The sequence below is a fragment of the Cronobacter malonaticus LMG 23826 genome (genome assembly GCF_001277215.2).
Classification (GTDB): domain Bacteria; phylum Pseudomonadota; class Gammaproteobacteria; order Enterobacterales; family Enterobacteriaceae; genus Cronobacter; species Cronobacter malonaticus.
This window is the reverse complement of sequence record NZ_CP013940.1, coordinates 561,252-584,881: the sequence shown is the minus strand read 5'-3', so window position 1 is coordinate 584,881 and position 23,630 is coordinate 561,252. Positions and strand designations below refer to the sequence as shown.

Annotated in this window: 24 protein-coding genes; 12 read left to right on the top strand and 12 right to left on the bottom strand. The window is 60.4% G+C overall.

Annotation, left to right across the window (positions count from 1 at the left end; translation table 11 throughout):
• The first annotated feature begins 4 nt into the window (after window positions 1–4).
• From gshB to ruvX, 3 genes are all read left to right on the top strand, one after another.
• Complete coding sequence (gshB, locus tag AFK66_RS02775) at window positions 5–952, top strand: glutathione synthase (protein WP_004385632.1); 948 nt, start codon at window positions 5–7, stop codon at window positions 950–952.
• Between the two features lie 113 nt (window positions 953–1,065).
• The gene (locus AFK66_RS02770) at window positions 1,066–1,629 is read left to right on the top strand and encodes a YqgE/AlgH family protein (RefSeq protein ID WP_004385631.1); all 564 of its coding nucleotides are present in this window, start codon (window positions 1,066–1,068) and stop codon (window positions 1,627–1,629) included.
• Window positions 1,629–2,045, top strand: coding sequence for a Holliday junction resolvase RuvX (ruvX, locus tag AFK66_RS02765; protein ID WP_007892655.1), 417 nt, complete (start codon window positions 1,629–1,631; stop codon window positions 2,043–2,045). Before AFK66_RS02770 ends, ruvX begins: the two co-directional genes overlap by 1 nt.
• Before the next feature lie 159 nt (window positions 2,046–2,204).
• Here the strand turns inward: ruvX and AFK66_RS02760 are convergent, their stop codons facing one another.
• Window positions 2,205–2,897, bottom strand: a complete 693-nt coding sequence (locus AFK66_RS02760) for an IclR family transcriptional regulator (protein ID WP_007778041.1) — start codon at window positions 2,895–2,897, stop codon at window positions 2,205–2,207.
• Between the two features lie 62 nt (window positions 2,898–2,959).
• On the opposite strand from AFK66_RS02760, the gene AFK66_RS02755 reads away from it, so the two are divergent.
• A complete protein-coding gene (locus AFK66_RS02755; RefSeq protein WP_023898028.1) occupies window positions 2,960–5,218 on the top strand; it encodes an FAD-dependent oxidoreductase in 2,259 nt (752 codons plus the stop codon).
• On the opposite strand, the gene AFK66_RS02750 is transcribed toward AFK66_RS02755, so the two are convergent.
• The gene (locus tag AFK66_RS02750; RefSeq protein WP_007778046.1) at window positions 5,215–6,231 is read right to left on the bottom strand and encodes a type IV pilus twitching motility protein PilT; all 1,017 of its coding nucleotides are present in this window, start codon (window positions 6,229–6,231) and stop codon (window positions 5,215–5,217) included. The two genes, AFK66_RS02755 and AFK66_RS02750, sit on opposite strands and share 4 nt — an antisense overlap.
• A 15-nt stretch (window positions 6,232–6,246) precedes the next feature.
• On the opposite strand from AFK66_RS02750, the gene AFK66_RS02745 reads away from it, so the two are divergent.
• Genes AFK66_RS02745 through hemW form a run of 5 tightly spaced genes read left to right on the top strand, consistent with a single transcriptional unit; the run spans window position 6,247 to window position 9,554 of the window.
• Window positions 6,247–6,960, top strand: a complete 714-nt coding sequence (locus AFK66_RS02745) for a YggS family pyridoxal phosphate-dependent enzyme (RefSeq protein ID WP_032968413.1) — start codon at window positions 6,247–6,249, stop codon at window positions 6,958–6,960.
• 15 nt (window positions 6,961–6,975) lie between these two features.
• The gene (locus tag AFK66_RS02740) at window positions 6,976–7,530 is read left to right on the top strand and encodes a YggT family protein (protein ID WP_004385625.1); all 555 of its coding nucleotides are present in this window, start codon (window positions 6,976–6,978) and stop codon (window positions 7,528–7,530) included.
• A complete protein-coding gene (gene yggU, locus AFK66_RS02735) occupies window positions 7,527–7,817 on the top strand; it encodes a DUF167 family protein YggU (protein WP_004385624.1) in 291 nt (96 codons plus the stop codon). Before AFK66_RS02740 ends, yggU begins: the two co-directional genes overlap by 4 nt.
• Window positions 7,818–7,831: 14 nt before the next feature.
• On the top strand, window positions 7,832–8,425 hold the full coding sequence (locus AFK66_RS02730; RefSeq protein WP_004385623.1) for an XTP/dITP diphosphatase: 594 nt from the start codon (window positions 7,832–7,834) through the stop codon (window positions 8,423–8,425).
• Window positions 8,418–9,554 carry a radical SAM family heme chaperone HemW gene (gene hemW / locus AFK66_RS02725; protein ID WP_007778056.1) on the top strand — a complete coding sequence of 379 codons (1,137 nt, stop codon included), beginning with the start codon at window positions 8,418–8,420 and terminating at the stop codon, window positions 9,552–9,554. The genes AFK66_RS02730 and hemW overlap by 8 nt, the downstream gene beginning before the upstream one ends.
• 325 nt (window positions 9,555–9,879) lie before the next feature.
• Here hemW and ftsP read toward each other — a convergent pair whose 3' ends face one another.
• The 3 genes from ftsP to parC all read right to left on the bottom strand — a co-directional run bounded on the left by ftsP (window position 9,880) and on the right by parC (window position 14,587).
• Window positions 9,880–11,292, bottom strand: coding sequence for a cell division protein FtsP (gene ftsP / locus AFK66_RS02720; protein ID WP_038882199.1), 1,413 nt, complete (start codon window positions 11,290–11,292; stop codon window positions 9,880–9,882).
• A 47-nt stretch (window positions 11,293–11,339) separates the two neighbouring features.
• The gene (locus AFK66_RS02715) at window positions 11,340–12,077 is read right to left on the bottom strand and encodes a 1-acylglycerol-3-phosphate O-acyltransferase (RefSeq protein WP_032968415.1); all 738 of its coding nucleotides are present in this window, start codon (window positions 12,075–12,077) and stop codon (window positions 11,340–11,342) included.
• A gap of 239 nt (window positions 12,078–12,316) precedes the next feature.
• The gene (gene parC / locus AFK66_RS02710) at window positions 12,317–14,587 is read right to left on the bottom strand and encodes a DNA topoisomerase IV subunit A (protein ID WP_023898026.1); all 2,271 of its coding nucleotides are present in this window, start codon (window positions 14,585–14,587) and stop codon (window positions 12,317–12,319) included.
• A gap of 199 nt (window positions 14,588–14,786) precedes the next feature.
• On the opposite strand from parC, the gene AFK66_RS02705 reads away from it, so the two are divergent.
• Window positions 14,787–15,368, top strand: a complete 582-nt coding sequence (locus AFK66_RS02705; protein WP_007778071.1) for an NAD(P)H-dependent oxidoreductase — start codon at window positions 14,787–14,789, stop codon at window positions 15,366–15,368.
• Between the two features lie 31 nt (window positions 15,369–15,399).
• A complete protein-coding gene (locus AFK66_RS02700; protein WP_007778074.1) occupies window positions 15,400–15,714 on the top strand; it encodes a putative quinol monooxygenase in 315 nt (104 codons plus the stop codon).
• Window positions 15,715–15,777: 63 nt separating this feature from the next.
• Here the strand turns inward: AFK66_RS02700 and katG are convergent, their stop codons facing one another.
• Complete coding sequence (gene katG, locus AFK66_RS02695) at window positions 15,778–17,958, bottom strand: catalase/peroxidase HPI (protein WP_007778083.1); 2,181 nt, start codon at window positions 17,956–17,958, stop codon at window positions 15,778–15,780.
• Between the two features lie 181 nt (window positions 17,959–18,139).
• Here katG and AFK66_RS02690 point away from each other — a divergent pair, with 181 nt between their 5' ends.
• Window positions 18,140–19,069, top strand: coding sequence for a LysR family transcriptional regulator (locus AFK66_RS02690; protein ID WP_007778087.1), 930 nt, complete (start codon window positions 18,140–18,142; stop codon window positions 19,067–19,069).
• Here AFK66_RS02690 and mdcH read toward each other — a convergent pair.
• From mdcH to mdcC, 6 genes are all read right to left on the bottom strand, one after another.
• Window positions 19,066–19,968: a malonate decarboxylase subunit epsilon gene (mdcH, locus tag AFK66_RS02685; RefSeq protein WP_007778090.1), complete on the bottom strand. Its 903-nt coding sequence runs from the start codon at window positions 19,966–19,968 to the stop codon at window positions 19,066–19,068. The genes AFK66_RS02690 and mdcH overlap by 4 nt on opposite strands.
• On the bottom strand, window positions 19,965–20,585 hold the full coding sequence (locus AFK66_RS02680) for a malonate decarboxylase holo-ACP synthase (protein ID WP_007778092.1): 621 nt from the start codon (window positions 20,583–20,585) through the stop codon (window positions 19,965–19,967). Before AFK66_RS02680 ends, mdcH begins: the two co-directional genes overlap by 4 nt.
• 3 nt (window positions 20,586–20,588) lie before the next feature.
• Entirely contained in the window at window positions 20,589–21,548 is a 960-nt protein-coding gene (locus tag AFK66_RS02675) for an AEC family transporter (protein WP_007796191.1), read from the bottom strand.
• A 156-nt stretch (window positions 21,549–21,704) separates the two neighbouring features.
• Window positions 21,705–22,505, bottom strand: a complete 801-nt coding sequence (gene mdcE, locus AFK66_RS02670) for a biotin-independent malonate decarboxylase subunit gamma (RefSeq protein ID WP_007778098.1) — start codon at window positions 22,503–22,505, stop codon at window positions 21,705–21,707.
• A complete protein-coding gene (locus AFK66_RS02665; RefSeq protein WP_007778099.1) occupies window positions 22,505–23,338 on the bottom strand; it encodes a biotin-independent malonate decarboxylase subunit beta in 834 nt (277 codons plus the stop codon). Before AFK66_RS02665 ends, mdcE begins: the two co-directional genes overlap by 1 nt.
• Entirely contained in the window at window positions 23,331–23,630 is a 300-nt protein-coding gene (mdcC, locus tag AFK66_RS02660; RefSeq protein ID WP_007778101.1) for a malonate decarboxylase acyl carrier protein, read from the bottom strand. The genes AFK66_RS02665 and mdcC overlap by 8 nt, the downstream gene beginning before the upstream one ends.

Below are 23,630 nucleotides of genomic sequence, written 5' to 3'. Positions count from 1 at the left end.
AATAATGATCAAGCTCGGCATCGTGATGGACCCCATCGCAAACATCAACATCAAGAAAGATTCCAGCTTCGCTATGCTGCTGGAAGCCCAGCGCCGCGGCTACGAACTCCACTATATGGAAATGGCGGATCTGTACCTCGATAACGGCGAAGGCCGCGCCCGCACGCGTCTGGTGAGCGTCGAGCAGAATTACGACAAATGGTACGAATTCGGCACCGAGCAGGATATTGCGCTGGCCGATCTTGACGTGGTGCTGATGCGAAAAGATCCGCCGTTCGACACCGAATTCATCTACGCCACTTACATCCTTGAGCGCGCCGAAGAGAAAGGCACGCTTATCGTCAACAAGCCCCAGAGCCTGCGCGACTGCAACGAAAAACTCTTCACCGCGTGGTTTGCCGATCTGACTCCGCATACGCTGGTAACGCGTAATAAAGCGCAGCTGAAAGCCTTCTGGGAAAAGCATGGCGATATCATCTTAAAACCGCTGGACGGCATGGGCGGCGCGTCGATTTTCCGCGTGAAAGAAGGCGATCCGAACCTTTCTGTTATCGCAGAAACCCTGACGGTACTCGGTAGCCGCTACTGCATGGCGCAGAACTACCTGCCAGCTATCAAAGACGGCGACAAGCGCGTGCTGGTTGTCGATGGCGAGCCGGTGCCGTACTGCCTTGCACGCATTCCGCAGGGCGGCGAAACCCGTGGCAACCTGGCGGCAGGCGGCCGTGGCGAACCGCGTCCGCTGACGGACAGCGACTGGGAAATCGCCCGTCGCGTCGGGCCGACGCTGAAAGCGAAAGGTCTGATTTTTGTCGGCCTCGATATCATCGGCGACAAGCTGACGGAAATTAACGTCACCAGCCCTACCTGCGTGCGTGAAATCGAAGCGCAGTACCCGGTTTCCATTACCGGCATGCTGATGGACGCTATCGAAAAACGCCTCGCTAAGTAAGCCTTTCGGGCGGGAACTCTCCCGCCCGTTACCCCACCGGGGGTGACAGTTCGCGACTTTCCCCGCATACTGAATCTGCCGATTTTCCAACCAGGACTACAGAACTTTTGACGATGAATTTACAGCATCATTTCCTCATTGCCATGCCGGCCCTTCAGGACCCGCTGTTCCGCCGTTCCGTGGTGTATATCTGCGAATACAACAATGAAGGCGCGATGGGCCTTATCATTAACAAACCTCTGGAAAATCTGCAGGTTGAAGGTGTTCTTCAGAAGCTGAAAATCACGCCGGAGCCGCGCGACCCGGCAATTCGTCTCGATAAGCCCGTGTTTCTCGGCGGCCCGCTTGCCGAAGATCGCGGTTTTATCCTGCACACGCCGCCGGATGCGTTCTCCTCCAGCATTCGTATTTCCGATAACACCGTGATCACGACATCGCGTGACGTGCTGGAAACGCTCGGCACCGCCGAACAGCCCGATGACGTACTGGTAGCGCTCGGCTACTCCTCCTGGGAGAAAGGCCAGCTTGAAGAAGAGATCCTGGAGAATGCCTGGCTTACGGCACCGGCGGATCTGAACATTCTCTTCCGCACGCCTATCGCCGACCGCTGGCGCGAGGCCGCGAAGCTTATCGGTATCGACATCCATACCATGCCTGGCGAAGCGGGGCACGCGTAATGAGCGGTACCCTGCTGGCCTTCGATTTTGGCACGAAAAGTATCGGCGTGGCGATTGGGCAGCGCGTGACGGCCACAGCCCGCCCGCTTACCGCCATCAAAGCGCAAAACGGCAACCCGGACTGGACGCTCATCGAACGGCTCCTGAAAGAGTGGCAGCCGGACGACGTGATTGTTGGCCTGCCGCTGAATATGGACGGCACTGAACAGCCGCTGACGGCGCGCGCGCGCACGTTCGCCAACCGGCTGCATGGCCGCTTCGGCATAAAAGTGACGCTGCACGACGAACGCCTCAGCACTGTAGAAGCCCGCGCCGGGCTTTTCGAGCGCGGCGGTTTCCGCGCGCTGAACAAAGGCAGCGTAGACTCCGCCTCGGCGGTCGTCATCCTGGAAAGCTACTTCGAGCAACACGGCTAACGCATGACGCGCAGCGCTGCCAGGCGCTGCGTTTGCCCTTTTCTTATCCGCCCGAATTCTTTATTTCCACTCATGAATCCGCCCCGGATCACACTTCTCTGGTGATGTCTTTGCCCGACTCGCCGATCGTTTCTATAAAAGAAACATAACCAGTTAACGTCAGGCAGGTTTCATCAGCCGCGCGGCCAGCTCGTTGAGCTGCTCCAGCCGCGAGTGGATTTCAGGATTGCTGATGTTCCACATGCCAGCCAGCGCTACCGCGGCGTTATGAATACCGAGCGGTTTCGCCATCGAGACTTCACCGTCGTCGTGGCGCCAGACCACCAGGCCCTGCTCGCGCTGCTGCGCCACGTGAGGCGCGAGCTGTTCCCACTGCTCAGGCGTGAAGCGCGCTTCCAGCGCCTCGTCGCTCTCCGCCGCCAGCAGCGACATGCCGATGACCGACTGCCAGGCAGGCAGCATGCGAAAACCGGCCAGCGCCTGGCTCATCTGAGTGCCGGGCGTGGAGTGATAGATGTAGATGATTTGATCTTCCCAGAGCACGCCCAGCGCCACCACCACATCTTTCGGGGCGTAGCGCTCAAGCAGCGGCAGGGCATGGGAGAAAAGCGAAGAACCACGAATCGCCTGTGCCGCCAGGGCGTGAATGCCGGGGCCTGGCAGATAACGGCGCTGCTCATCCTGCATGGTGAGGCCGATAGAGGCCATTGTCATCAGCAGGCGGTTGACGCGTGTGGTGTTAATGCCCATCAGTCGGGCCAGTTCACGACAACCGATGGCCCGATCGCTGGAGACCAGGTACTGCAGGCAGCGGATCCCATCGATCAGGCTCTGGTTGGGTTGTGAAGACATAGCGAAGTCCCGTTGCATGACAATGTCATGAGTGTAATGCCAGTTAAGAAGGATACAAGTTTATGAACGTCTTTCCCCGCAGCGCCGACCGGACCTTTCCTGAAGAGCATCTCCATGCCGATCTGCTGGTGGCAGGCGGCGGGCTCGCCGGCTTGTGCGCGGCGCTGGCGGCCGCCCGCGACGGATTGCAGGTGATTCTGGTGCAGGACAGGCCGGTGCTGGGCGGCAACGCCTCCAGCGAAGTGCGGCTGTGGGCCAACGGCGCCACGTCGCACATGGGTAACAACAACCGCTGGGCGCGGGAAGGCGGCATTATGGGGGAGATTCTGGAAGAAAACCTCTGGCGCAATAAAGAGGGCAACCCGGTGATGTTCGATCTGGTGCTGCTGGATCTCGCCCGCTCGCAGCCAGGGTTGACGCTGTTGCTGAACACCGCGCTTTTTGACGTCGTCAATAACGGCCAGCGGATTACACGTGTGCGCGGCTTTAACGCCATTAACGAAACCTTTTATACCCTCACCGCCACCCAGTTTTGCGACGCCACCGGCGACGGCGTGCTGGGCTATCTTGCGGGTGCCGAGTTTCGCGTCGGCGCGGAAGAGGCTGACGAACTTGGCGAAAAAATGGCACCAGGCGACAGCTTCGGTCACAAGCTCGGGCATTCGATTTACTTCTACACCAAACAGACCAGCGGGCCGGTGCGCTTTGTTCCGCCGTCGTTTGCGCTGAAAGAGATAACCGATATTCCGCGCTATCAGCGGCTTACCTCCACGCTCAACGGCTGCGATCTCTGGTGGCTCGAATGGGGCGGCCGTCTGGATACCGTCCATCAAAGTGAAGAGATCAAATGGGAGCTGTGGAAAATAGTCTGGGGTGTATGGGATCACATTAAAAACTCCGGCCAGTTCCCGGATGCGGAAAACCTCACGATCGAGTGGGTCGGCACCATTCCCGGCAAGCGTGAGAGCCGCCGGTTTATGGGCGATCACCTGCTCTGCCAGCAGGATATTATCGAGCAGCGCGACCATTACGACGCGGTGGCCTACGGCGGCTGGTCTATTGACCTGCACCCGGCGGATGGCGTCTACAGCACGCACGACGGCTGCCGTCAGTTTCATAGCAAAGGCACCTATACCATCCCCTGGCGCAGCCTCTACAGCCGCTCGCTGGATAACCTGTTCCTGACCGGGCGGCTTATCTCCGCCTCGCATGTGGCTTTCGGCAGCGCCCGCGTGATGTGCACCTGCGGGCTGCTGGGCGAAGTGGTCGGTCGGGCGGCCGCGCTCTGTCATCAGCAGGACATTACGCCGCGCCAGCTGGCGGCGCGCGAGCGCATCACTGCGCTGCAACAGCATTTGCAGGCGACGGGCTGTTATATCCCCCGCCAGCGGCTGGACGACCCGGCGCGGGGCGCGCAGCTTCGCGTCAGCAGTGAATATCAGCTTACCGAACTCACGCCGAACGGTGAATGGGCAACGCTTTCGGCGCGCACCGCACTGCTGCTGCCGCTGCGGGCCGGACAGTCGCTGCCGACCCTGCACTTTACGTTGCGCGCGGAGGCACCACAGCGCCTGCGGGTTCAGTTGCTGACCAGCCACAAGCCCGGCAACTATACGCCGGAGCGCTGGCTGGATGAGTGCGAACTTGAGGTTCACGATGCAGCACCCTACCGGGTAGCGCTGCGCCATACCGCAGACCAGGACTGTTACGTCTTTATTGTTTTCGATCGATGCGACGCCATTGAAATGGCGCTCAGCGCGCAGCACCTGCCTGGCATCATGATGGTGTTTAACAGCCTTAACGCGCGCGTCGCCAAACGCTCGCGCCAGGTGGCCGATGGCGATTACGGCGTGGACGAGTTTGACTTCTGGCTGCCGCGCCGCCGCCCGCACCAGATTATGCCCGCGCTGCGCCTCGACGCGCCGCTGCGCTGTTATCCGCCGGAAAACCTGTTGAATGGCCGCCTGCGGCCCGAACAGCAAACAAACGCCTGGGCGCCCGCCGTGGACGATCCACAGCCTGTCGTCGAATGGTACTGGGCGCAGCCACAAACGTTCGACACCCTGACGCTGATTTTCGATAACGATTTCGATAACGCGATGGAAACCGTTCAGATGGGCCACGACTGCGCCGTGACGCCCCACTGCGTCACGCATTACCGCCTGTGGGCCGATGAGACGCTGCTGGCGGAAGTGACGGATAACCATCACGCCGTCTGCGAACACCGCGTTAATGCGCCACGCCCCGCGAGCGTCATACGTCTTGAAATCCTCAGCACCGCAGGCGCTCTGCCCGTCCTTTACGCGTTCCACGTGCGTTAGCCCCAGTGCCCGGCGCTGGCGTCTTTTTGCAGCGCCAGCCTGCCTTCGTTCAGGCGCATCGCCACGCTTTGCGCGAAGGTTTGCATCCCCTGTTGCTGGCCGGTTTCCATCAGGCCAGGCAACTGGTGAGTTTTCCCTTCACGGATGAGATTCGCCACGGCGGGCGTGTTGATAAGCAGCTCATGCAGCGCCGTTCTGCCGCCCTGTGCATCCGCCACCAGCTTTTGCGCCAGCACCGCCTTCAGGCTGCCCGCAAGCTGGCTGCGCACTTTGTTTTGCTCATCAGCGGGAAACACATCCACCAGCCGCTCGACGGCCTGCGCCGCGCCGCGGGTGTGCAGCGTCGCCAGCACCAGATGCCCCGTCTCCGCCGCCGTGAGCGCAAGCCGGATCGTTTCGCTGTCGCGCAGCTCCCCCAGCAGAATGACATCGGGATCCTCACGCAGCGCGCCGCGCAGGCCGTCGCTGAAGCTCTGGCAGTGCGTGCCGATTTCACGCTGCTGGATAAGACAGCGCGCCGGCTGATGACAGAATTCGACCGGATCTTCGAGCGTCAGAATATGGCCGTCGAGCGTCTCGTTCAGGTGGCCGACCATCGCCGCAAGCGTCGTCGATTTACCGCTCCCGGTAGCGCCCGTGACCAGCAGCAGGCCATCCGGCATCGTCAATAATCCCGGCACGGCGGCGGGCACGCCGAGCGCCTCAAGCTTTGGACAGCCGCGCGGCAGCAGGCGCAGCACCAGCGACACGCCCTGCATCTGGCGAAACGCGTTGCCGCGCAGCCGCACGCCGCCTGCAAGACTGACGGCGAAATCGGTCTGCCCGCGCTCGGCAAGCTCGCGCTGATGGGCGTCGTCAAGCCAGCGCGCCAGCAGGTTTTCCGGCTTCGGAACAGGCTCTGGCACCGGCTCCAGCCGCCCCTGCCTGCGCCAGCGCGCCGGCAGCTCGCTACACAGGTGTAGATCAGAAACGTTATGCTTTACACTAAGCGCCACTAATTCATCCATTTCCATACAGCTTCCCTGATCATGAGTGAGACAGAACGCAACTTAACGCAGGTCCGGCAAAAGATCTCAGCGGCTGCACAACGCTGCGGCCGGGCTCCAGAAGAAGTTACGCTGCTTGCAGTGAGTAAAACAAAACCTGCGAGCGCGATAGCAGAAGCGATTGCCGCCGGGCAACGTGAATTTGGTGAAAATTATGTGCAGGAGGGCGTGGAAAAGATCCTTCATTTCCGCGACGCGGGCGTCGACGGGCTAACCTGGCACTTTATCGGTCCGTTGCAGTCCAACAAAAGCCGTCTGGTGGCAGAGCATTTCGACTGGTGCCATACGGTCGACCGACTGCGCATCGCCACTCGCCTGAATGAACAGCGCCCGGATGAAATGACGCCGCTTAACGTGCTGATTCAGGTTAATATCAGCGACGAACAGAGCAAATCCGGCATCGCCTTAAGCGAGCTGGAGGCGCTGGCAGAGCAGATTGCGGCGCTGCCGCGTCTGCGACTGCGCGGGCTGATGGCCATTCCGGCGCCGGAAAAAGAGTATGCGCGCCAGTATGCCGTCGCCTGCGAAATGGCTGCGGCCTTCACGGCCCTTAAAGCGCGCTACCCGACAGTAGACACGCTTTCGCTCGGCATGAGCGATGATATGGAAGCCGCCATCGCCGCTGGCAGCACGATGGTGCGCATTGGTACCGCGATTTTCGGCGCGCGCGATTACGCCCGCGCCACTCAACAATAACTTCTGAGGAACGCCATGCTGACGTTGACTTTCCTGGTCAAAACGCTGATCGACCTGTATGTGATGGTGCTGCTGCTGCGCATCTGGATGCAGTGGTCGCGCTGCGATTTTTACAACCCGCTCGCCCAGACGGTGGTGAAATTTACCCAGCCGGTGATAGGCCCGCTGCGCCGCATTATTCCGTCGATAGGGCCTATCGACACTTCATCGCTGCTGGTGGCGTTTATTCTCTCAACGCTAAAATTCCCGCTGCTGCTGCTGATTCAGTCGGGCGCGCTGTCGCTGGATCCGTTTAACCTCGTGGTGGGCCTGCTGTCGCTGCTGAAATCCGCAGGCCAGTTAGTCTTCTGGGTAATTATTATCCGCTCTCTGATGAGCTGGGTAAGCCAGGGCCGCAGCCCGATTGAGTTTGTGCTGATTCAGCTGACTGAACCGCTGATGGCCCCGATCCGCCGCATTCTTCCGGCCATGGGCGGCATCGATTTTTCCGCCATGGGCGTGATTATCGTGCTCTATCTGCTGAATTATCTCGCCATGGATCTCTTCCCGGGGCTGTGGTATTTGCTGTGAGTGCCGTCAGTAAAACCGTCGACGGGCTGGTGTTACGGCTCTATATCCAGCCGAAAGCCAGCCGCGACAGCATTATCGGTTTACATGGCGACGAGCTAAAAGTCGCCATTACCGCCCCGCCGGTTGACGGCCAGGCCAACGCCCATCTGGTGAAATATCTCGCGAAACAGTTCCGCGTGGCTAAAAGTCAGGTGGTGATTGAAAAAGGCGAACTGGGCCGTCATAAACAAGTCAAAATTATCGAACCCCAACAGATCCCAACGGAAGTTGCGGCTGTCACCGATTAATACAGGATTACGCTATGCAGAAAGTTGTCCTCGCGACCGGCAACGCCGGTAAAGTGCGCGAACTCGCCTCATTGCTGCAGGAGTTTGGGCTGGATATCGTGGCGCAGACCGAGCTTGGCGTCGACTCCGCCGAAGAGACCGGCCTGACGTTTATCGAAAACGCGATTCTGAAAGCGCGTCACGCGGCTCAGGTCACCGGCTTTGCGGCTATCGCTGACGATTCCGGTCTCGCGGTCGACGCGCTGGGCGGCGCGCCGGGAATTTACTCCGCGCGCTACGCAGGCAGCGACGCTACCGATCAGGAGAACCTGGAAAAGCTGCTGGAGGCGTTAAAAGACGTACCGGACGAGCAGCGTCAGGCGCAGTTCCACTGCGTGCTGGTCTATATGCGTCATGCCGACGATCCGACGCCGCTGGTCTTTCACGGCGCCTGGCCTGGCGTGATCACCCGCGCGCCTGCGGGCCAGGGCGGCTTTGGCTACGACCCGATATTCTTTGTCCCTTCTCTTGGCAAAACCGCCGCCGAACTGACGCGTGAAGAGAAAAGCGCGGTTTCCCACCGCGGGCAGGCGCTGAAATTATTACTGGAAGCAATGCGTAATGGCTGATTTGCCACCCTTAAGTCTGTATATCCATATCCCCTGGTGCGTGCAGAAGTGCCCTTACTGTGACTTCAACTCGCACGCGCTGAAGGGCGAAGTGCCGCATGACGATTATGTCCAGCATCTGTTAAGCGATCTGGATAACGACGCGCCGTGGGCGCAGGGCCGTGAGGTGAAAACCATTTTCATCGGCGGCGGCACGCCGAGCCTGCTCTCGGGACCTGCAATGCAGACGTTGCTGGACGGCGTGCGGTCACGTCTTACGCTCGCGCCAGATGCCGAGATCACGATGGAAGCCAACCCTGGCACCGTGGAAGCTGACCGCTTTGTGGAGTACCAGCGCGCGGGCGTGAACCGCATTTCCATCGGCGTGCAGAGCTTCAGCGAGCCGAAACTCACGCGTCTTGGCCGTATTCACGGGCCGGAAGAGGCGAAGCGCGCCGCGCGTCTTGCGAGCGGCCTTGGGCTTCGCAGCTTTAACCTCGATTTGATGCACGGCCTGCCGGATCAGTCGCTGGAAGAGGCGCTCGATGATTTACGCCAGGCGATTGCGCTGAACCCGCCGCATCTCTCGTGGTATCAGTTGACCATTGAGCCGAATACGCTGTTTGGCTCGCGCCCGCCGGTGCTGCCTGACGACGACGCGCTGTGGGATATTTTCGAGCAGGGGCATCAGCTGCTGACCGCCGCCGGGTATGAGCAGTACGAAACCTCGGCCTACGCGAAACCAGGTTATCAGTGCCAGCACAACCTGAATTACTGGCGCTTCGGGGATTATCTGGGTATCGGCTGCGGCGCACACGGTAAAGTAACGCTCGCCGACGGGCGTATTTTGCGTACCGCGAAAACCCGCCATCCGCGCGGCTATATGACCGGTAATTACCTGGATAAGCAGCATGAGGTCGAGGCGAAGGATAAGCCGTTCGAGTTTTTCATGAACCGTTTTCGCCTGCTGGAGCCCGCGCCGCGTGCCGAATTTGCACGTTATACGGGGCTTAGCGAAGCGGCGATTCGCCCGCAGATTGACGAGGCGATTGCGCTGAATTATCTGGTGGAAACGCCGGAGAGCTGGCAGATAACCGAGCACGGTAAGCTGTTTCTTAACTCGCTGCTGGAGCTGTTTCTGGCGGAGTAGCGAGTCTGGCGCTGCGGCATATGGCGGGTGCGCTACGCTTACCCGCCCTACGTTTCCCACATTTCACGCCGCTAATGGCGGGTGCGCTACGCTTACCCGCCCTACCCCTCATATTCACCCTGCTAGCGGCGGGTGCGCGGAGCTTACCCGCCCTACATTTCATATTTCACACCGCTAATGGCGGGTGTGCCGGACCTAGGAGCTGGAAGAGGGTGTTGTAGGGTGGATAAGCGCAGCGCATCCACCGTTTACCACCCACTGGCGTCATATTCCCGGCCACAAAAAAAGACGCCTCTCAGCGGCTTTTTCATATTCATCGAACGGCTTACGGGGCCGGGTTCACGACCATCTGCCCCACCGAGCCGCGGTCGGCCATCTCCAGCGTCTGGCTAGAGTAGAGGAACGGGAAATGCTCCCACGACGGCTGGCTGAAATACACTAACAGCTCCACCTGGCCATCCACCCACACCGTATCCTTCCAGCCGCGATCTTCCGGGAACGGCGCTGCGCCATTCACGCTGCGGATCAGAAAACTCACGCCTTCCATATGGAACGCCTGCGGCATATCGGAACGCACCGTCCAGCGCTCCCAGGCGCCCTGCTGGGTCTGCACGTCTGTACGCTTCATATCCCACAGCTGGCCGTTAATACCCGGATCGTCACTCAGCGTGATATCGCGGCTACGCACCGGCGCGCCGTTGATAATTTCATCCGGCAGCAGGCGCATCGGCAGCGTATCCGTCACCAGCGGCAGCAGACCGGTGGGCCGCAGCGTCAGCACCAGCGTGGAGATAAGAATGCTGGACGGCTCAAAAATGCCGCGAATGCGGTCCATAATCGACGCCGCCTCGCCGCAGGTGATAGACACTTCATCGCCGTTAGTCATATCGATGAGTACTTCACGGCGCTCGCCGGGCGCCAGCGCCAGCTGTTTCACCGCCACCGGCGCGGGCAGAAAACCCTGATCGCCTGCGATCACGTGCAGTGGCCGGCCATCGCTCATCTGTAACTGATAGCGACGCGCGTTGGAAGCGTTCAGCAAGCGCAGACGCACCCAACCGCGCGACACTTCTACATACGGGCTTTGCGCGCCGTTCACCAGCAGCGTATCGCCGACAAAGCCGCCGCTGCCTGGCTCGCTGTACTCCGGCGTGCCGAAATTGTCGAGGCGCTTGTCCTGAATAATGACCGGAAAATCGTCCACGCCGTAGTGGTTCGGCACCGGCAGCGCTTTGCTCACGGCGTCTTCCACCAGCCACATGCCGGCGAGGCCGTTATAGACCTGCTGACCGGTGCGGTTGGGCGTATTGGCGTGATACCAGAGCGTTGCGGCGGCCTGGCGTACCGGCAGCACGGGCGCCCAGTCGGCACCGGGTGACATCATGCGCGGCGCGCCGCCCATCAGCGGGCCTGGCACCTGTAGCCCGCTCACCGTCATGGCGACATTTTCCTGCAGGCGGTTGCTGTAGATAAGCTTAACGTCTTCGCCGCTCCAGACGCGAATAGTCGGCCCCATATAGCGGCCGTTGAAGCCCCAGACCTGCGCGCGGGTGCCCGGCACGAAAGACCAGTGCGCGCGGGAGAGCGTCAGAAACAGCGGCTGCCCGCGGCGTGATTCCAGCAGCGGCGGCACCGGCAGCGCCTGCTGCTGACCTGCGGCATGTGCCCTCAGCGGCACCGCGCCCGCGCAGAGCGCCGCGCCCGATGCCTGAATAAACTGACGCCGACTGAGTGACATAAGTGCTCCATGAAAACGGGTAATGAATGACGGTCTGCCCGTCAGTTTCAGATCTTGCCAGCGGCTTCGCGCTCGGCCACTTCGTTATCCAGCTGGGCGATTTTCTCTTCCATCAGCTGGCGACAGTGGGCGGCAAGTTCCCGTACCTGTTCTTTTCCCCAACCCTGGGTGTCGACAGGCGGTAACATTTCGACGATGACCAGACCGTTGTTCCAACGGTTGAGCTTGATTTTACCATGGGTATTGGAAACGCAGACCGGAATAATCGGCACGCCTGCGGCAATGGCGGCATGAAACGCGCCGGTTTTAAACGGCATCAGGCCACGCCCGCGGCTGCGGGTGCCTTCCGGAAACATCCAGATGGAAATGTCGCGCTTGCGGAACTGGTTCACCACTTCGGCGATGGTGCCGTGCGCCTTGCTGCGGTTGTTGCGGTCAATTAACAGGTTACCGGTCAGCCAGTAGAGCTGGCCGAAGAAAGGGATCCAGACCAGGCTTTTTTTACCGACGGTCACGGTCGGCGGCTGAACAATATTAGACGCCGTGACCATGTCGTAGTTGTTCTGGTGGTTGGCGATATAAATCGCGTTGCCGTAGTTTTCAGCGCCCTGCGGTTTGCGCAGTTCCACCTTCAGACCGAACACGCTGGAAAGGCGCCCGAACATATGGCCGAAAGTCGCCACATGGCGCGGATTGCGCGGGCTGAACAGACACCAGATGCTACCCAGAATACAGACCACAATGCTGTAGAGAACCACAATAATCATTCGAACGATCGATAACATAACTACCTCTGAAGCCGCAGCCGCGGACCAGTATAACGGCTTTAACGGAAAACACACCGCTCACGGTCAGGCATCCCTGGCGGCTCATGATGTTGAGCAGACTCAAACACTTATTTTTATGCGTCACGCGCTAACAAACAATGGCGTGGGCGGGAAAATTACGCAAGCGAGGCCGCCGCGCTTCCTGCAGAGAATCACAGAAAGCGCGGCGGCGATGCGTTTGCCACTATTTCGGGGGGTTACGCCTCGCTGTCGTCGGCTTTCGGGCGCGACGGGGAATCCACTTCGACGCTGTCGATGCGTTGCAGGCCGCGCATCAGCGTGCCGCGACGACCGCGTTCGCCATGCACTTTTTGCAGCTCTTCCGGGCGCAGCTTGATTTTGCGCTTGCCGACATGCAGCGTCACGGTGCTCTGCGGCGGCAGGATGGTGAGATACGCCAGCTTATCGTCGCCCTTCGCCGCGTCGGCGGAAGGAATGGAGATAATTTTGTTGCCCTTGCCTTTGGAAAGCTGCGGCAGATCCGCCACTGGGAACATCAGCATACGCCCCGCCGCCGTGATGGCGAGTAGCATGTCGTCGTCATGCTCAATTTCCAGCGGCTTCAGCACATGCGCGTTTTCCGGCAGCGTAATCAGCGCTTTACCGGCGCGGTTGCGCGCTACCAGATCGTTGAAGGTGCAGACAAAACCGTAACCGGCGTCGGACGCCATCAGGAGTTTTTGCTCCTCGCCGGTCATCAGCATATGTTCCACCACCGCGCCCGGCGGCAGCGTCAGTTTGCCGGTAATCGGCTCACCCTGGCCGCGCGCCGACGGCAGCGATACCGGATCCAGCGCGTAACTGCGGCCCGTGGAGTCGATAAACACCACCGGCTGGTTGCTCTTGCCTTTGACTGACGAGAGCCAGCCGTCGCCCGCTTTGTAGCTCAGGGCTTTGGCGTCGATATCATGACCTTTAGCGCTGCGCACCCAGCCCATCTGAGAAAGCACGATAGTCACCGGCTCAGACGGCAGCATGTCGTGCTCGCTCATCGCTTTCGCTTCTTCGCGCTCATGCAGCGGCGAACGGCGATCGTCGCCGTACGCGTCGGCATCCGCCTGGATCTCTTTCTTCAGCAGGGTATTCATCTTGCGCTCGGAGGCGAGAATGCCCTGGATCTGATCGCGTTCTTTCTCCAGATCGCTCTGCTCGCCGCGGATCTTCATCTCTTCCAGTTTGGCGAGATGGCGCAGTTTCAGCTCGAGGATCGCTTCCGCCTGCGTCTCGCTGATGCCGAAACGGCTCATCAGCACCGGCTTCGGCTCATCTTCGCTGCGGATAATCTCGATCACTTCATCGATATTGAGAAACGCCACCAGCAAACCTTCAAGGATATGCAGACGTTTGAGCACTTTCTCCAGACGATAGTTCAGACGACGGCGCACCGTATCGCGGCGGAACGCCAGCCATTCGGTGAGGATCTCCAGCAGGTTTTTCACCGCCGGGCGGCCATCAAGCCCAATCATGTTGAGATTAATGCGGTAGCTTTTTTCCAGATCGGTGGTGGCGAACAGGTGGTTCATCACCTGATCCATATCCACGCGGTTGGAGCGCGGCACGATAACCAGACGCGTCGGGTTTTCGTGATCCGATTCATCACGCAAATCGTCGACCATCGGCAGCTTTTTGGCGCGCATCTGGCTTGCGATCTGCTCCAGTACGCGGGCACCGGAAACCTGATGCGGCAGCGCGGAGATCACCACCGCGCCATCTTCTTTCTTCCACACGGCGCGCATACGCACCGAGCCGCGACCGCTCTGATAGATTTTGCGGATTTCAGCGCGGGAAGTGATGATTTCCGCTTCGGTCGGGTAGTCCGGCCCCTGGACGATATCCAGCAGCTCATCAAGCGTGGTTTTCGGGCTGTCGATCAGGCTCACGGCAGCTTTGGCGACTTCGCGCAGGTTGTGCGGCGGAATATCCGTCGCCATGCCCACCGCGATGCCCGTGGTGCCGTTCAGCAGAATGTTCGGCAGGCGCGCCGGCAGCATTTTCGGCTCGTTCAGCGTCCCGTCGAAGTTCGGCACATAATCCACGGTACCCTGGCCCAGCTCGCCCAGCAGCACTTCGGCGTATTTAGACAGGCGTGATTCGGTGTAACGCATCGCGGCGAAGGATTTCGGATCGTCCAGCGCGCCCCAGTTCCCCTGCCCGTCCACCAGCGGGTAACGGTACGAGAACGGCTGCGCCATCAGCACCATCGCTTCATAGCAGGCGCTGTCGCCGTGCGGGTGGTATTTACCCAGCACGTCGCCCACGGTACGGGCGGATTTTTTGAATTTGGCGCTGGCATTCAACCCCAGTTCCGACATGGCATAGACGATGCGGCGCTGAACAGGCTTAAGCCCGTCGCCGATAAACGGCAGCGCGCGATCCATGATGACGTACATGGAATAGTTGAGATAGGCGTTTTCAGTGAATTCATGCAGCGCCAGGCGCTCTGCACCATCATGAGTCAAATCACTCATTACTCGTTATTCCTCAGACAAGCCAGCCGTACACGGGGGAAACGGCAATATTGCCGCGATAGTACCTTATCTGCGACGCTGAGTCACAGCAGGGTTCATTATTGCTCATTTTGCAAAAGTCTTTGCGCGTTTTGCCAATATTACCGCCTCGCCCGATGGGGTAAAATTAATAACAAACGCGATAATTATAGGATAAATAATGAGCAACATACTTATCATTAACGGCGCGAAACAGTTTGCGCATTCCAGTGGCCAGCTTAACGACACCCTGACTGAGGTCGCGGAGAGTTACCTGCGCGACGTTGGGCATGATGTTAAGGTCACCCGCGCAGACAGCGAGTATGACGTCAAAGAAGAGGTGCAGAAATATCTCTGGGCTGACGTCATTATTTACCAGATGCCGGGCTGGTGGATGGGCGCGCCCTGGACCGTGAAAAAGTATATTGACGATGTCTTTACCGAAGGCCACGGCTCGCTGTACGCCAGCGATGGCCGCACCCGCTCTGACGCCTCAAAAAAGTATGGCTCAGGCGGCCTTCTGCAGGGCAAAAAATATATGCTGTCACTCACCTGGAACGCGCCGCTGGAAGCGTTCACCGAGAAAGATCAGTTCTTCCACGGCGTGGGTGTGGATGGCGTGTACCTGCCGTTCCACAAGGCGAATGAGTTTATTGGCCTGACCGCGCTGCCGACGTTTATCGCCAACGACGTGATTAAAATGCCGGACGTGCCGCGCTACATTGCAGAATATCGCGAGCATCTGGCGAAAATTTTTGCTTAACTGTCTGACGGTTTTACAAAAGGAGTTAACCATGCTGACAGTGATAGCAGAAATTCGTACCCGTCCTGGCGCGCACCACCGTCAGGCGGTGCTGGAAGAGTTTAAGAAGATCATTCCCGTTGTGCTCGCGGAAGCAGGCTGCCACGGCTATGCGCCGATGGTGGACAGCGCCACCGGCCTTGATTTTCAGACCAGCGCGCCGGATTCCATCGTGATGGTGGAACAGTGGGCGAGCGCAGAACACTTAAAAGCGCACCTGGAAACGCCGCATATGCTGGGCTTTCGTGAGGCGGTGAAAGGCGATGTGCTGGACACCACCATCCGCATTCTGGAAAGCGGCGTCTGACGCGCCAATGCGAATAAAAAAGGCGATGAATATTCATCGCCTTTTTTGTTTATCGCGTCACGCTTACTGAAGATCGAAGCGGTCCAGGTTCATCACTTTGGTCCAGGCCGCCACGAAATCCTTCACGAACTTCTCGCGGGCATCGTGACTCGCATAGACTTCCGCGACAGAACGCAGAACGGAGTTCGAGCCAAACACCAGATCCGCACGGGTCGCCGTGTATTTCACTTCGCCGCTCTCACGGTCACGCCCTTCAAACACTTCAGCCGTGGCGTCGGTTGCTTTCCACTCGTAACGCATATCCAGCAGATTCACAAAGAAATCGGTGCTGAGTACGCCCACGCGGTTCGTGAACACGCCGTGCGCACTGGCGTCGTAGTTTGCGCCAAGCGCACGCATGCCGCCCACCAGTACGGTCAGTTCCGGCGCGGTCAGCGTCAGCTGCTGCGCTTTATCGATAAGCAGCGACTCGGTCGGGGTGCTGCTGCGCACGCCGCGATAGTTACGGAAACCATCGGCTTTCGGTTTCAGGAACTCAAACAGCGCCACGTCGGTCTGATCCTGGCGCGCATCGACGCGGCCCGCCGCGAACGGCACGGTAATCTCAACACCCGCGGCTTTGGCGGCCTGCTCAACGCCCACCACGCCTGCCAGCACAATGATATCTGCGAGCGACGCTTTGTTGGCGGTACGCTGGATAGCTTCAAGCGTCGCCAGCGCACGGGCGGCAGAGGCGTTCACTTCCCAGTCGCGCTGCGGCGCGAGCGCCAGACGCGCGCCGTTAGCGCCGCCGCGTTTATCACCGCCGCGGAAGGTGGAAGCCGACGCCCAGGCGACGGAGACCAGTTCGCTTACCGATAAACCGGCGCTGGCAATCTCCGCTTTCAGGCTGTCGATATCCGCCTGGGTCGGCTGATAAATCGCCGCCGGTAACGGATCCTGCCAGATCAGATCTTCTTTCGGCACTTCCGGGCCGATGTAGCGCGCTTTCGGCCCCATATCGCGGTGCGTCAGTTTGTACCAGGCGCGGGCGAAGGCTTCGTTGAACGCCTGCGGATCGTTAAGGAAACGGCGCGAAATCTTCTCGAATTCCGGGTCGAAACGCAGCGTCAGGTCAGTCACCAGCATCGTCGGCTTACGTTTTTTCGACGGATCGAACGGGTCAGGAATGATCTCCGGCGCGTCAACGGCTTCAAACTGGATGGCCCCGGCCGGGCTGCGGGTCTGTACCCATTCATATTTGAACAGGTTCTCGAAGAAGTAGTTGCTCCACTGGGTCGGGGTCTGGGTCCAGGTCACTTCCAGGCCGGAGGTGATGGCATCTGCGCCAACGCCGCTGCCAAAGCTGCTGTGCCAGCCGAGCCCCTGCGCTTCAATAGGCGCGGCTTCCGGATCGACGCCGACGTGATTCGCTGCTGCTGCGCCGTGGGTTTTGCCGAGCGTATGGCCGCCTGCGATCAGCGCCACGGTCTCTTCATCGTTCATGCCCATGTTGCCGAAGGTCGCGCGAATAGCGGGCGCGGCGGAGGCCGGATCGCCGCTGTGGTTCGGCCCTTCCGGGTTAACATAGATAAGACCCATTTCGGTCGCGCCGAGCGGCGCCTGCGCCAGCGATTCCGGGTGACGATGCTCAAGCCAGTTTTTCTCATCGCCCCAGTTCACGTCCATATCCGGCTCCCAGACGTCTTCACGCCCGGCACCGAAACCAAAGGTACGGAACCCGGAGTTTTCCAGCGCCACGTTGCCAGCGAGGATAAACAGGTCAGCCCAGGAAATTTTCTGGCCATATTTCTGTTTTACCGGCCACAGCAGACGGCGCGCTTTATCAAGGCTCACGTTATCCGGCCAGGAGTTCAGCGGCGCGAAACGCTGCTGCCCGCGACCCGCGCCGCCGCGCCCGTCAGCGGAGCGGTAGGTGCCCGCGCTGTGCCACGCCATGCGGATGAAAAGGCCGGTGTAGCTGCCCCAGTCGGCAGGCCACCACGGCTGAGTATCGGTTAACAGCGCTTTCAGGTCGCCTTTCAGCGCCGCGTAATCCAGCTCGCTGAACGCTTTACGGTAGTTGAAATCTTCACCCAGCGGGTTGGTGCGGTTTGAGTGCTGGGCGAGCAGCTCCACACGCAGTTGATTCGGCCACCAGTCGCGGCTGGACGTGCCGCCGCCCGCGCTTTGGTTGCTGTTGCCCTGATGGAAGGGGCATTTGCCCGCAGATAACGTATTGTGTTGTTCAGATGGCGTGCTCATGTTTCGCTCCGTGTTCCGTGTTACCGTTACGATAGCCCCGCCGTTTGATAAGTCATACCTGAATTAATCTACAGATTCGATAGCTTGTGCCTTGTTTAAAAAACCCTGCGGCCAATGAAGGTTTACCGCGTCGCCCCCAGCCGCTAAGCTCCCTGATCCTGTTACTTAAGACCGTGACCGCATGAAATTAGCCATTGATGACGACATCACGTTTCGCAAGCTTTCCATCTTCATGGCGTTTATGGAGAAGGGAAACATCGCCCGCACCGCCGAGGCGCTGGGCGTAAGCGCCGTCAGCGTGCATCGCGCGCTGCACAGTCTGGAAGAAGGGATGCGCTGTCCGCTGTTTGTCCACAAGGGCAGAAGCCTGGTGGCGCTGCCTGCCGCCGAAACATTGCTGGAGTATTGTCAGGAGGCGATGGGCCTGATCGTGCGCGGCATCGAAGAGACGCGGCGCACGGCGGGCGTGGGTCTTGGGCGGCTGCGGGTCGGCACGCTCTACTCGCTCACGCTGGAAACGGTGCCGCGCCTGCTGATGGGCATGAAGCTGCGCCGCCCGGAACTGGAACTCGATCTGACGATGGGTTCGAATCTGGTGCTGCTGAATATGCTGGAAGACAACGGGCTGGATGCAATCCTGATTTCCGTTTCGGAAGCGCAGATTGACCGCAAACTGCTGGAAGTGACGCCGCTGTTTCACGACGATATCTATCTGGCGGCCCCGGCGTCAGAAGCGCTCGACACCCGTCGCGAGGCCGATTTGCGCGACTACAAAGACCGTAAATTTGTCTCGCTGGCGGAAGGATTCGCGACTTACGCCGGTTTTCAGGAGGCGTTTCACGTGGCGGGCTTTGAGCCGGACATCGTCACGCGGGTGAACGATATTTTCTCCATGCTGAGCCTGGTGCAGGCGGGCGTGGGCTTCTCGCTGGTGCCAGGGCGCATGAAAAAGCTCTATGAAAACGATCTGCAACTGCTGAAGCTGGCGGAGCCTTACCAGATGCGCCAGCAGATAGCGCTGGTTTTCGCCCGCAGCCGCGAACGCGACCCTAACCTGCTGGCGCTGGCGGCGGAGTGCCGCATGTACGCCTTAAGCCTTAGCAAAAACTAATCGCAGGGCAGCCGCGCGGCCAGATGCTGCGCCACCGCGATGCCGCTGCGCTCCAGCGAAATCGTCTCCCCTTCAAAGCCCGACTGGCGCGTCAGGCAGGTCAGCACGCCGCCGGGCGGCATCTCAATGGCGAGCCGGGCTTCACGCTCACGGGCGGCGATCATCGCCTCCTGCCAGCGCACGGTACGCGCCATGTTAAACGCGAGATCGTCGGCGATGCGCTCAGGCTGCCACAGCACGCGGGCGCTGCTGCCGCTGAGATAAGCGCGCTGCGGGCGTTGCAGCGTGACGCGCGAAAACGCCTGCGCCAGCTGTTGCGCGGGCGCATTCAGCAGCGCGCAGTGCGACGGCACGCTGACCGCCAGCCGGTTCACTTTCGTGGCCCCGAGCGCGAGCGCCGCCTCGCCTGCCGCCGCCATCTGTTCATCACGTCCGGCGATCACAATCTGCGTTTCGGCGTTTAAATTGGCGATGTAGACACCGTGCGCCGCCGCCAGTTTCTCCACCTGCTCCAGGCGCAGGCCAAGTATCGCCGTCAGCCCGTAGCCTTCAGGGTACGCCTGTTCCATTAAATCGCCGCGCAGCGCCACCAGGCGCAGGGCGTCACGAAAATCGAGCGCCCCGGCAATCACCGCCGCCGGATACGCGCCGATGGACAACCCGCTGACCATATCCGGCATCACGCCCTGCGCCATTAGCGCACGGGCGGAAGAGACGCCCGCAATCAGCAGCGCGAGCTGAACGGCACGGGTGTGGCGCAGCGCGTCCGGCGTATCAAGCGTCGTAAGCTCCTCGCCTAACACCTCGCGCGCCTCACGCCGCGTCTCCTCCTCCGGCAGATGCTGCAACATGCCGGGCCGCTGGGTGCCCTGTCCGGGGAAAGTGAAAAGAATTTTCATGCATCCTCCCTGCGCCAGGGGTCGCGTACGAGCCGCGCGCCCTGGTTGGTTTTTAACAGCGCGCGCCCGTCGCGCAGCCACTCGGTCAGCGAAAACGCGCCGAGCGGCGTTTCGACCTGGGTATCGGCGCGGCACGGCAGCTGTGTGACGAGGCGCTGCCAGTCAGCGAACGCGTCAGGCTCCACGCGTTCAGGCGCGCGGATCGTAAGGTCCAGATCGCTTGCCGCATGCAGCACCGGCATTTCTGTCGCGAGCGCAAAGCCGGTAGAGCCGGTAATGCCCCACGCCCACGGCCATTGCCGCTGGGCCAGTTGGATAGCCGCCTGCACCGGCTGCTGTGAAACAAACGGCGAGCGCAACAGCGTGCTGAGACAGGCGAGCGATTCGGGCGTCGCCACGCGAACGATATCCTGCGCGCTCACCCAGCCTGCGGCGCGCTGCTCGCGCTTCACGCCGCGCACGCCGACGGGGATAAGCCCGCTGTCGCTCACATCACGCCGCACCACCACCGGCAGATGGCTGCGCCACTGCTCGCTCACCCACGGCGCGTCGATGCCCTGAAGCGCGTCGCGGCGGTTGAGCCAGAGGAGATCGTGCGGGCGTGGCGTGGCGGTCATCGGTCAGAGTCCTTGTGTCAGTGAAATAAACAGCGGCAGCGAGAGAATGCTGAGTACGGAGCTTAGCAGTAGCACTGCCTCGGCGTCCGGCGACTGTACGCCGAAACGGTTGCCGAAGACCACACCGAAGAAACCCGCCGCCAGCGCAATCATCAGGATCGCCGTGATAGCCACCGGGCCGGTCAGACCAAGCGCCAGCACAATACCCCAGGCGATAAACGGCTGGATCAGCAGTTTGGTGATGGTCGCGGTGATAACCATGGAGTTGATTTTAAGCTTACGCGCCGAGAGGATAACGCCGGTCAGGAACAGCGCGGCGGCGGTTGCAGCAAGGCCCAGCGGTTTGATAGCGGCCAGTACCAGCTCCGGCATGGTGATGCCGATAGCGGAAAGCACCACCCCAAGTAGCGGCCCCCAGACAATCGGTTTTTTCACCGAGCGCCACATTAGCACCGGCAGCATGGCAAGCGTCGAGCCGCTGTTCTCACCGCTGGCGCGCGCTTTTTCACGTTCCAGAATAAGCAGGCAGAACGGCGTCATCAGCACCGAACCACAGGCGATGGAGACGGCGACGGAGAGCGAGGTAGACGGCCCTTCGCCCAGCACGCTACCAAGAATCGGCAGGCCAAGCGCGGCGTAGTTCGGCAGCGCCACGGTGAGCGTCAGCACGGCGGCATCCTGCGGCGATTTCTTAAACGGCCCGACGGCCAGAAAATAGATTGCGGCGTAGGTGACCCACATCGCCAGCACCAGCACCACAATCAGCGGCATTTGCGCGACGATGCCCGCCCACGGCGTCTGTACGGTGGCGCTGAACAGCGCCGCCGGGAGCGCGAAATCCATCACAAAGATATTGAGTAAAGCGACGTTTTGGTTATCGACCATCTTTGTTTTGCCCGCCATAAAGCCGAGCAGCATGATCACAAAGATGGGAGCAAGCGCATGAATAATCACGTAAGTCATAAGTCACCTGTAATGAAAGTAAAATCAACACTGGTGCGATGGTGGCCCTTACACCCGAACGGGTGGTGAGCTTTATTTTTTACGGATGCGGGGCGCTATGGGCGTATCGCTACGCCCACAGGAGCCGCTATCCGGCAGGTCTTTTTTTGGTATTACTTACCAGCTGGCGCGCAGGCGTTCGCGCACAAGCTGAGAGCTACGGCGGTTGTCTGCGCCGAGGCGGGTTTTCAGGCTCGGATCCTGACGCGCATCCGCGATGGCGCGTTGCAGCGTGGCGTTAACCTGCGCCAGATCCGCGTCGGTCGGCGCATCCGGGTTGCTGATATCGAGCAGGTCGGAGAGCAGCCCAAGCGTCGCGTAGTTAGCGACGTCATAAGCCATCGGCGGGATGGTCGCCGCCAGTTTCTCCAGCGCGTCAACGGTACGCAGCGTAATGCGCGCGGCGGATTCTTTGCCCATCGCATGCACCAGCACGCCTTTGTCGTTAAACGCGATAAGGCGGTTCGCCTGGTAGCCGTGGGCGAGGAATGCCCCGGACATCGCTTTGCCGACAATCAGCCCGATAACCGGGTGCCCGGCAAGACGCGCTTTCGCGTAAGCGCCCGCCGCGCCTGCCAGCGCCTGATGGATACCGAACGCCTCTTCACGACGACCATAGGCCTGGCTTGGCACATCAATCACCGCGATGATCGGGCGTTTCACGCTTTTATCGGCATCTTCCAGAAGGGTTTCGTTGACCACTTTCGCAAGCGTCCAGCCCTCCAGCAGCCCTACTTCGCCGCGGGCGGCGCGTGGGTAGTGGTTATGGGCATCCGGTACAACCGCGATAAAGCGCGCAGGTTCGCCGTTAAATGTCGCATCGGCCACCTGTACGGACGGGCAAAGCCCTGGCAGACGTTGCGCGTCGGGCGCGAGTTTTTCAAGCCATAAGGCGCCCCGGCTTACTGTATTAGTCATTATTTTTCCTCCCGGGCAAAGAGCTGTTTGATCTGTTCGCGGTCGGCCTGTTTCGTGGTATCGAAACGGGTCAGGCGGTCGAGATACCAGGCGTAGTTATCGCTGCGGTGCTGCTGCGGTACGCCCCGGGCAATCGCCTCGTTCATGGCGGTTTTCACGGCGTTCACGCCATCGCCCACCAGCGCATCGACAAAACCGCTTTCATAACGCACTTCGCCGCCGGTCATGCTCCAGATAAACGGACGGTCGCGGGAGTCGTACTCTTCAATGCCCGCTTCCTGTTCGATAACCTGCGGGCCGTTAAGCCCTAAACGCGCTTCGCGGGTGACGATGAGATAGCTGCATAACGCGGCGGCGATGGACATCCCGCCGAAGCAGCCGACGGTGCCGGCGATAATCCCGACCACCGGGGTGTAGCGGCGCAGGTCAACAATCGCCGCGTGAATATCGGCAATCGCCGCGAGGCCCAGATTCGCCTCCTGCAGACGCACGCCGCCGGTTTCAAGGCACAGCACCGCCTGCGTCGGAATACCGTTGCGGTTATCTTCAGCGGCAAACTCCAGCGCCGCGGCCATTTTCGCGCCGGAGACTTCGCCCATGCTGCCGCCCTGGAATGTGCCTTCGATGGCGATGACTACGGCGGGCTGACCGTTGATGGTGCCTTTCGCCACGACCATGCCGTCGTCGGCCTGCGGCACGATGCCCTGTTTGCCAAGCCACGGCGACATAACCTGTTCAAACGGATCGAGCAGTTCACGGTAGCTGCCGTCATCCAGCAGCGCCTTCGCGCGGTCCCGCGCCCGGAGTTCGATAAAGCTGCGGTCGTTACGCATGGCTGACCTCCTCAAAAACCTGTTCGATGCGGATGCGCGCCACGCCGGGCGTCGCGCCGAAGTCGTGGATAATCAGCGTGCCGGACGGCAGGCCGTTTTGCATGCTGAGGCGGTCAAACAGCGCGTTCCAGCGCGCGGTGCTGTTGTCCACGGATGTGGTGATGGTGACGTTAAGCGCCTGTTGCTGATCGGCGGTGAACAGGACTTCCATATCACCGGACCCGACCACTCCCGCCAGCGCTCTGCCGCTCAGCGTGCGGCTCGCGGGAAATGACAATGTAATCTGTTCCAT

Bases quoted from the DNA above. Each gene is read 5' to 3' on its own strand.
- mdcE (WP_007778098.1), bottom strand. From the start codon at position 22,505: ATGACTAATACAGTAAGCCGGGGCGCCTTATGGCTTGAAAAACTCGCG.
- AFK66_RS02675 (WP_007796191.1), bottom strand. From the start codon at position 21,548: ATGACTTACGTGATTATTCATGCGCTTGCTCCCATCTTTGTGATCATG.
- AFK66_RS02705 (WP_007778071.1), top strand. From the start codon at position 14,787: ATGAGCAACATACTTATCATTAACGGCGCGAAACAGTTTGCGCATTCC.
- ruvX (WP_007892655.1), top strand. From the start codon at position 1,629: ATGAGCGGTACCCTGCTGGCCTTCGATTTTGGCACGAAAAGTATCGGC.
- AFK66_RS02715 (WP_032968415.1), bottom strand. From the start codon at position 12,077: ATGTTATCGATCGTTCGAATGATTATTGTGGTTCTCTACAGCATTGTG.
- AFK66_RS02680 (WP_007778092.1), bottom strand. From the start codon at position 20,585: ATGACCGCCACGCCACGCCCGCACGATCTCCTCTGGCTCAACCGCCGC.
- mdcH (WP_007778090.1), bottom strand. From the start codon at position 19,968: ATGAAAATTCTTTTCACTTTCCCCGGACAGGGCACCCAGCGGCCCGGC.
- AFK66_RS02740 (WP_004385625.1), top strand. From the start codon at position 6,976: ATGCTGACGTTGACTTTCCTGGTCAAAACGCTGATCGACCTGTATGTG.
- AFK66_RS02700 (WP_007778074.1), top strand. From the start codon at position 15,400: ATGCTGACAGTGATAGCAGAAATTCGTACCCGTCCTGGCGCGCACCAC.
- mdcC (WP_007778101.1), bottom strand. From the start codon at position 23,630: ATGGAACAGATTACATTGTCATTTCCCGCGAGCCGCACGCTGAGCGGC.
- AFK66_RS02690 (WP_007778087.1), top strand. From the start codon at position 18,140: ATGAAATTAGCCATTGATGACGACATCACGTTTCGCAAGCTTTCCATC.
- gshB (WP_004385632.1), top strand. From the start codon at position 5: ATGATCAAGCTCGGCATCGTGATGGACCCCATCGCAAACATCAACATC.
- AFK66_RS02750 (WP_007778046.1), bottom strand. From the start codon at position 6,231: ATGGAAATGGATGAATTAGTGGCGCTTAGTGTAAAGCATAACGTTTCT.
- AFK66_RS02665 (WP_007778099.1), bottom strand. From the start codon at position 23,338: ATGCGTAACGACCGCAGCTTTATCGAACTCCGGGCGCGGGACCGCGCG.
- AFK66_RS02755 (WP_023898028.1), top strand. From the start codon at position 2,960: ATGAACGTCTTTCCCCGCAGCGCCGACCGGACCTTTCCTGAAGAGCAT.
- hemW (WP_007778056.1), top strand. From the start codon at position 8,418: ATGGCTGATTTGCCACCCTTAAGTCTGTATATCCATATCCCCTGGTGC.
- AFK66_RS02745 (WP_032968413.1), top strand. From the start codon at position 6,247: ATGAGTGAGACAGAACGCAACTTAACGCAGGTCCGGCAAAAGATCTCA.
- ftsP (WP_038882199.1), bottom strand. From the start codon at position 11,292: ATGTCACTCAGTCGGCGTCAGTTTATTCAGGCATCGGGCGCGGCGCTC.
- AFK66_RS02730 (WP_004385623.1), top strand. From the start codon at position 7,832: ATGCAGAAAGTTGTCCTCGCGACCGGCAACGCCGGTAAAGTGCGCGAA.
- AFK66_RS02760 (WP_007778041.1), bottom strand. From the start codon at position 2,897: ATGTCTTCACAACCCAACCAGAGCCTGATCGATGGGATCCGCTGCCTG.
- katG (WP_007778083.1), bottom strand. From the start codon at position 17,958: ATGAGCACGCCATCTGAACAACACAATACGTTATCTGCGGGCAAATGC.
- AFK66_RS02770 (WP_004385631.1), top strand. From the start codon at position 1,066: ATGAATTTACAGCATCATTTCCTCATTGCCATGCCGGCCCTTCAGGAC.
- parC (WP_023898026.1), bottom strand. From the start codon at position 14,587: ATGAGTGATTTGACTCATGATGGTGCAGAGCGCCTGGCGCTGCATGAA.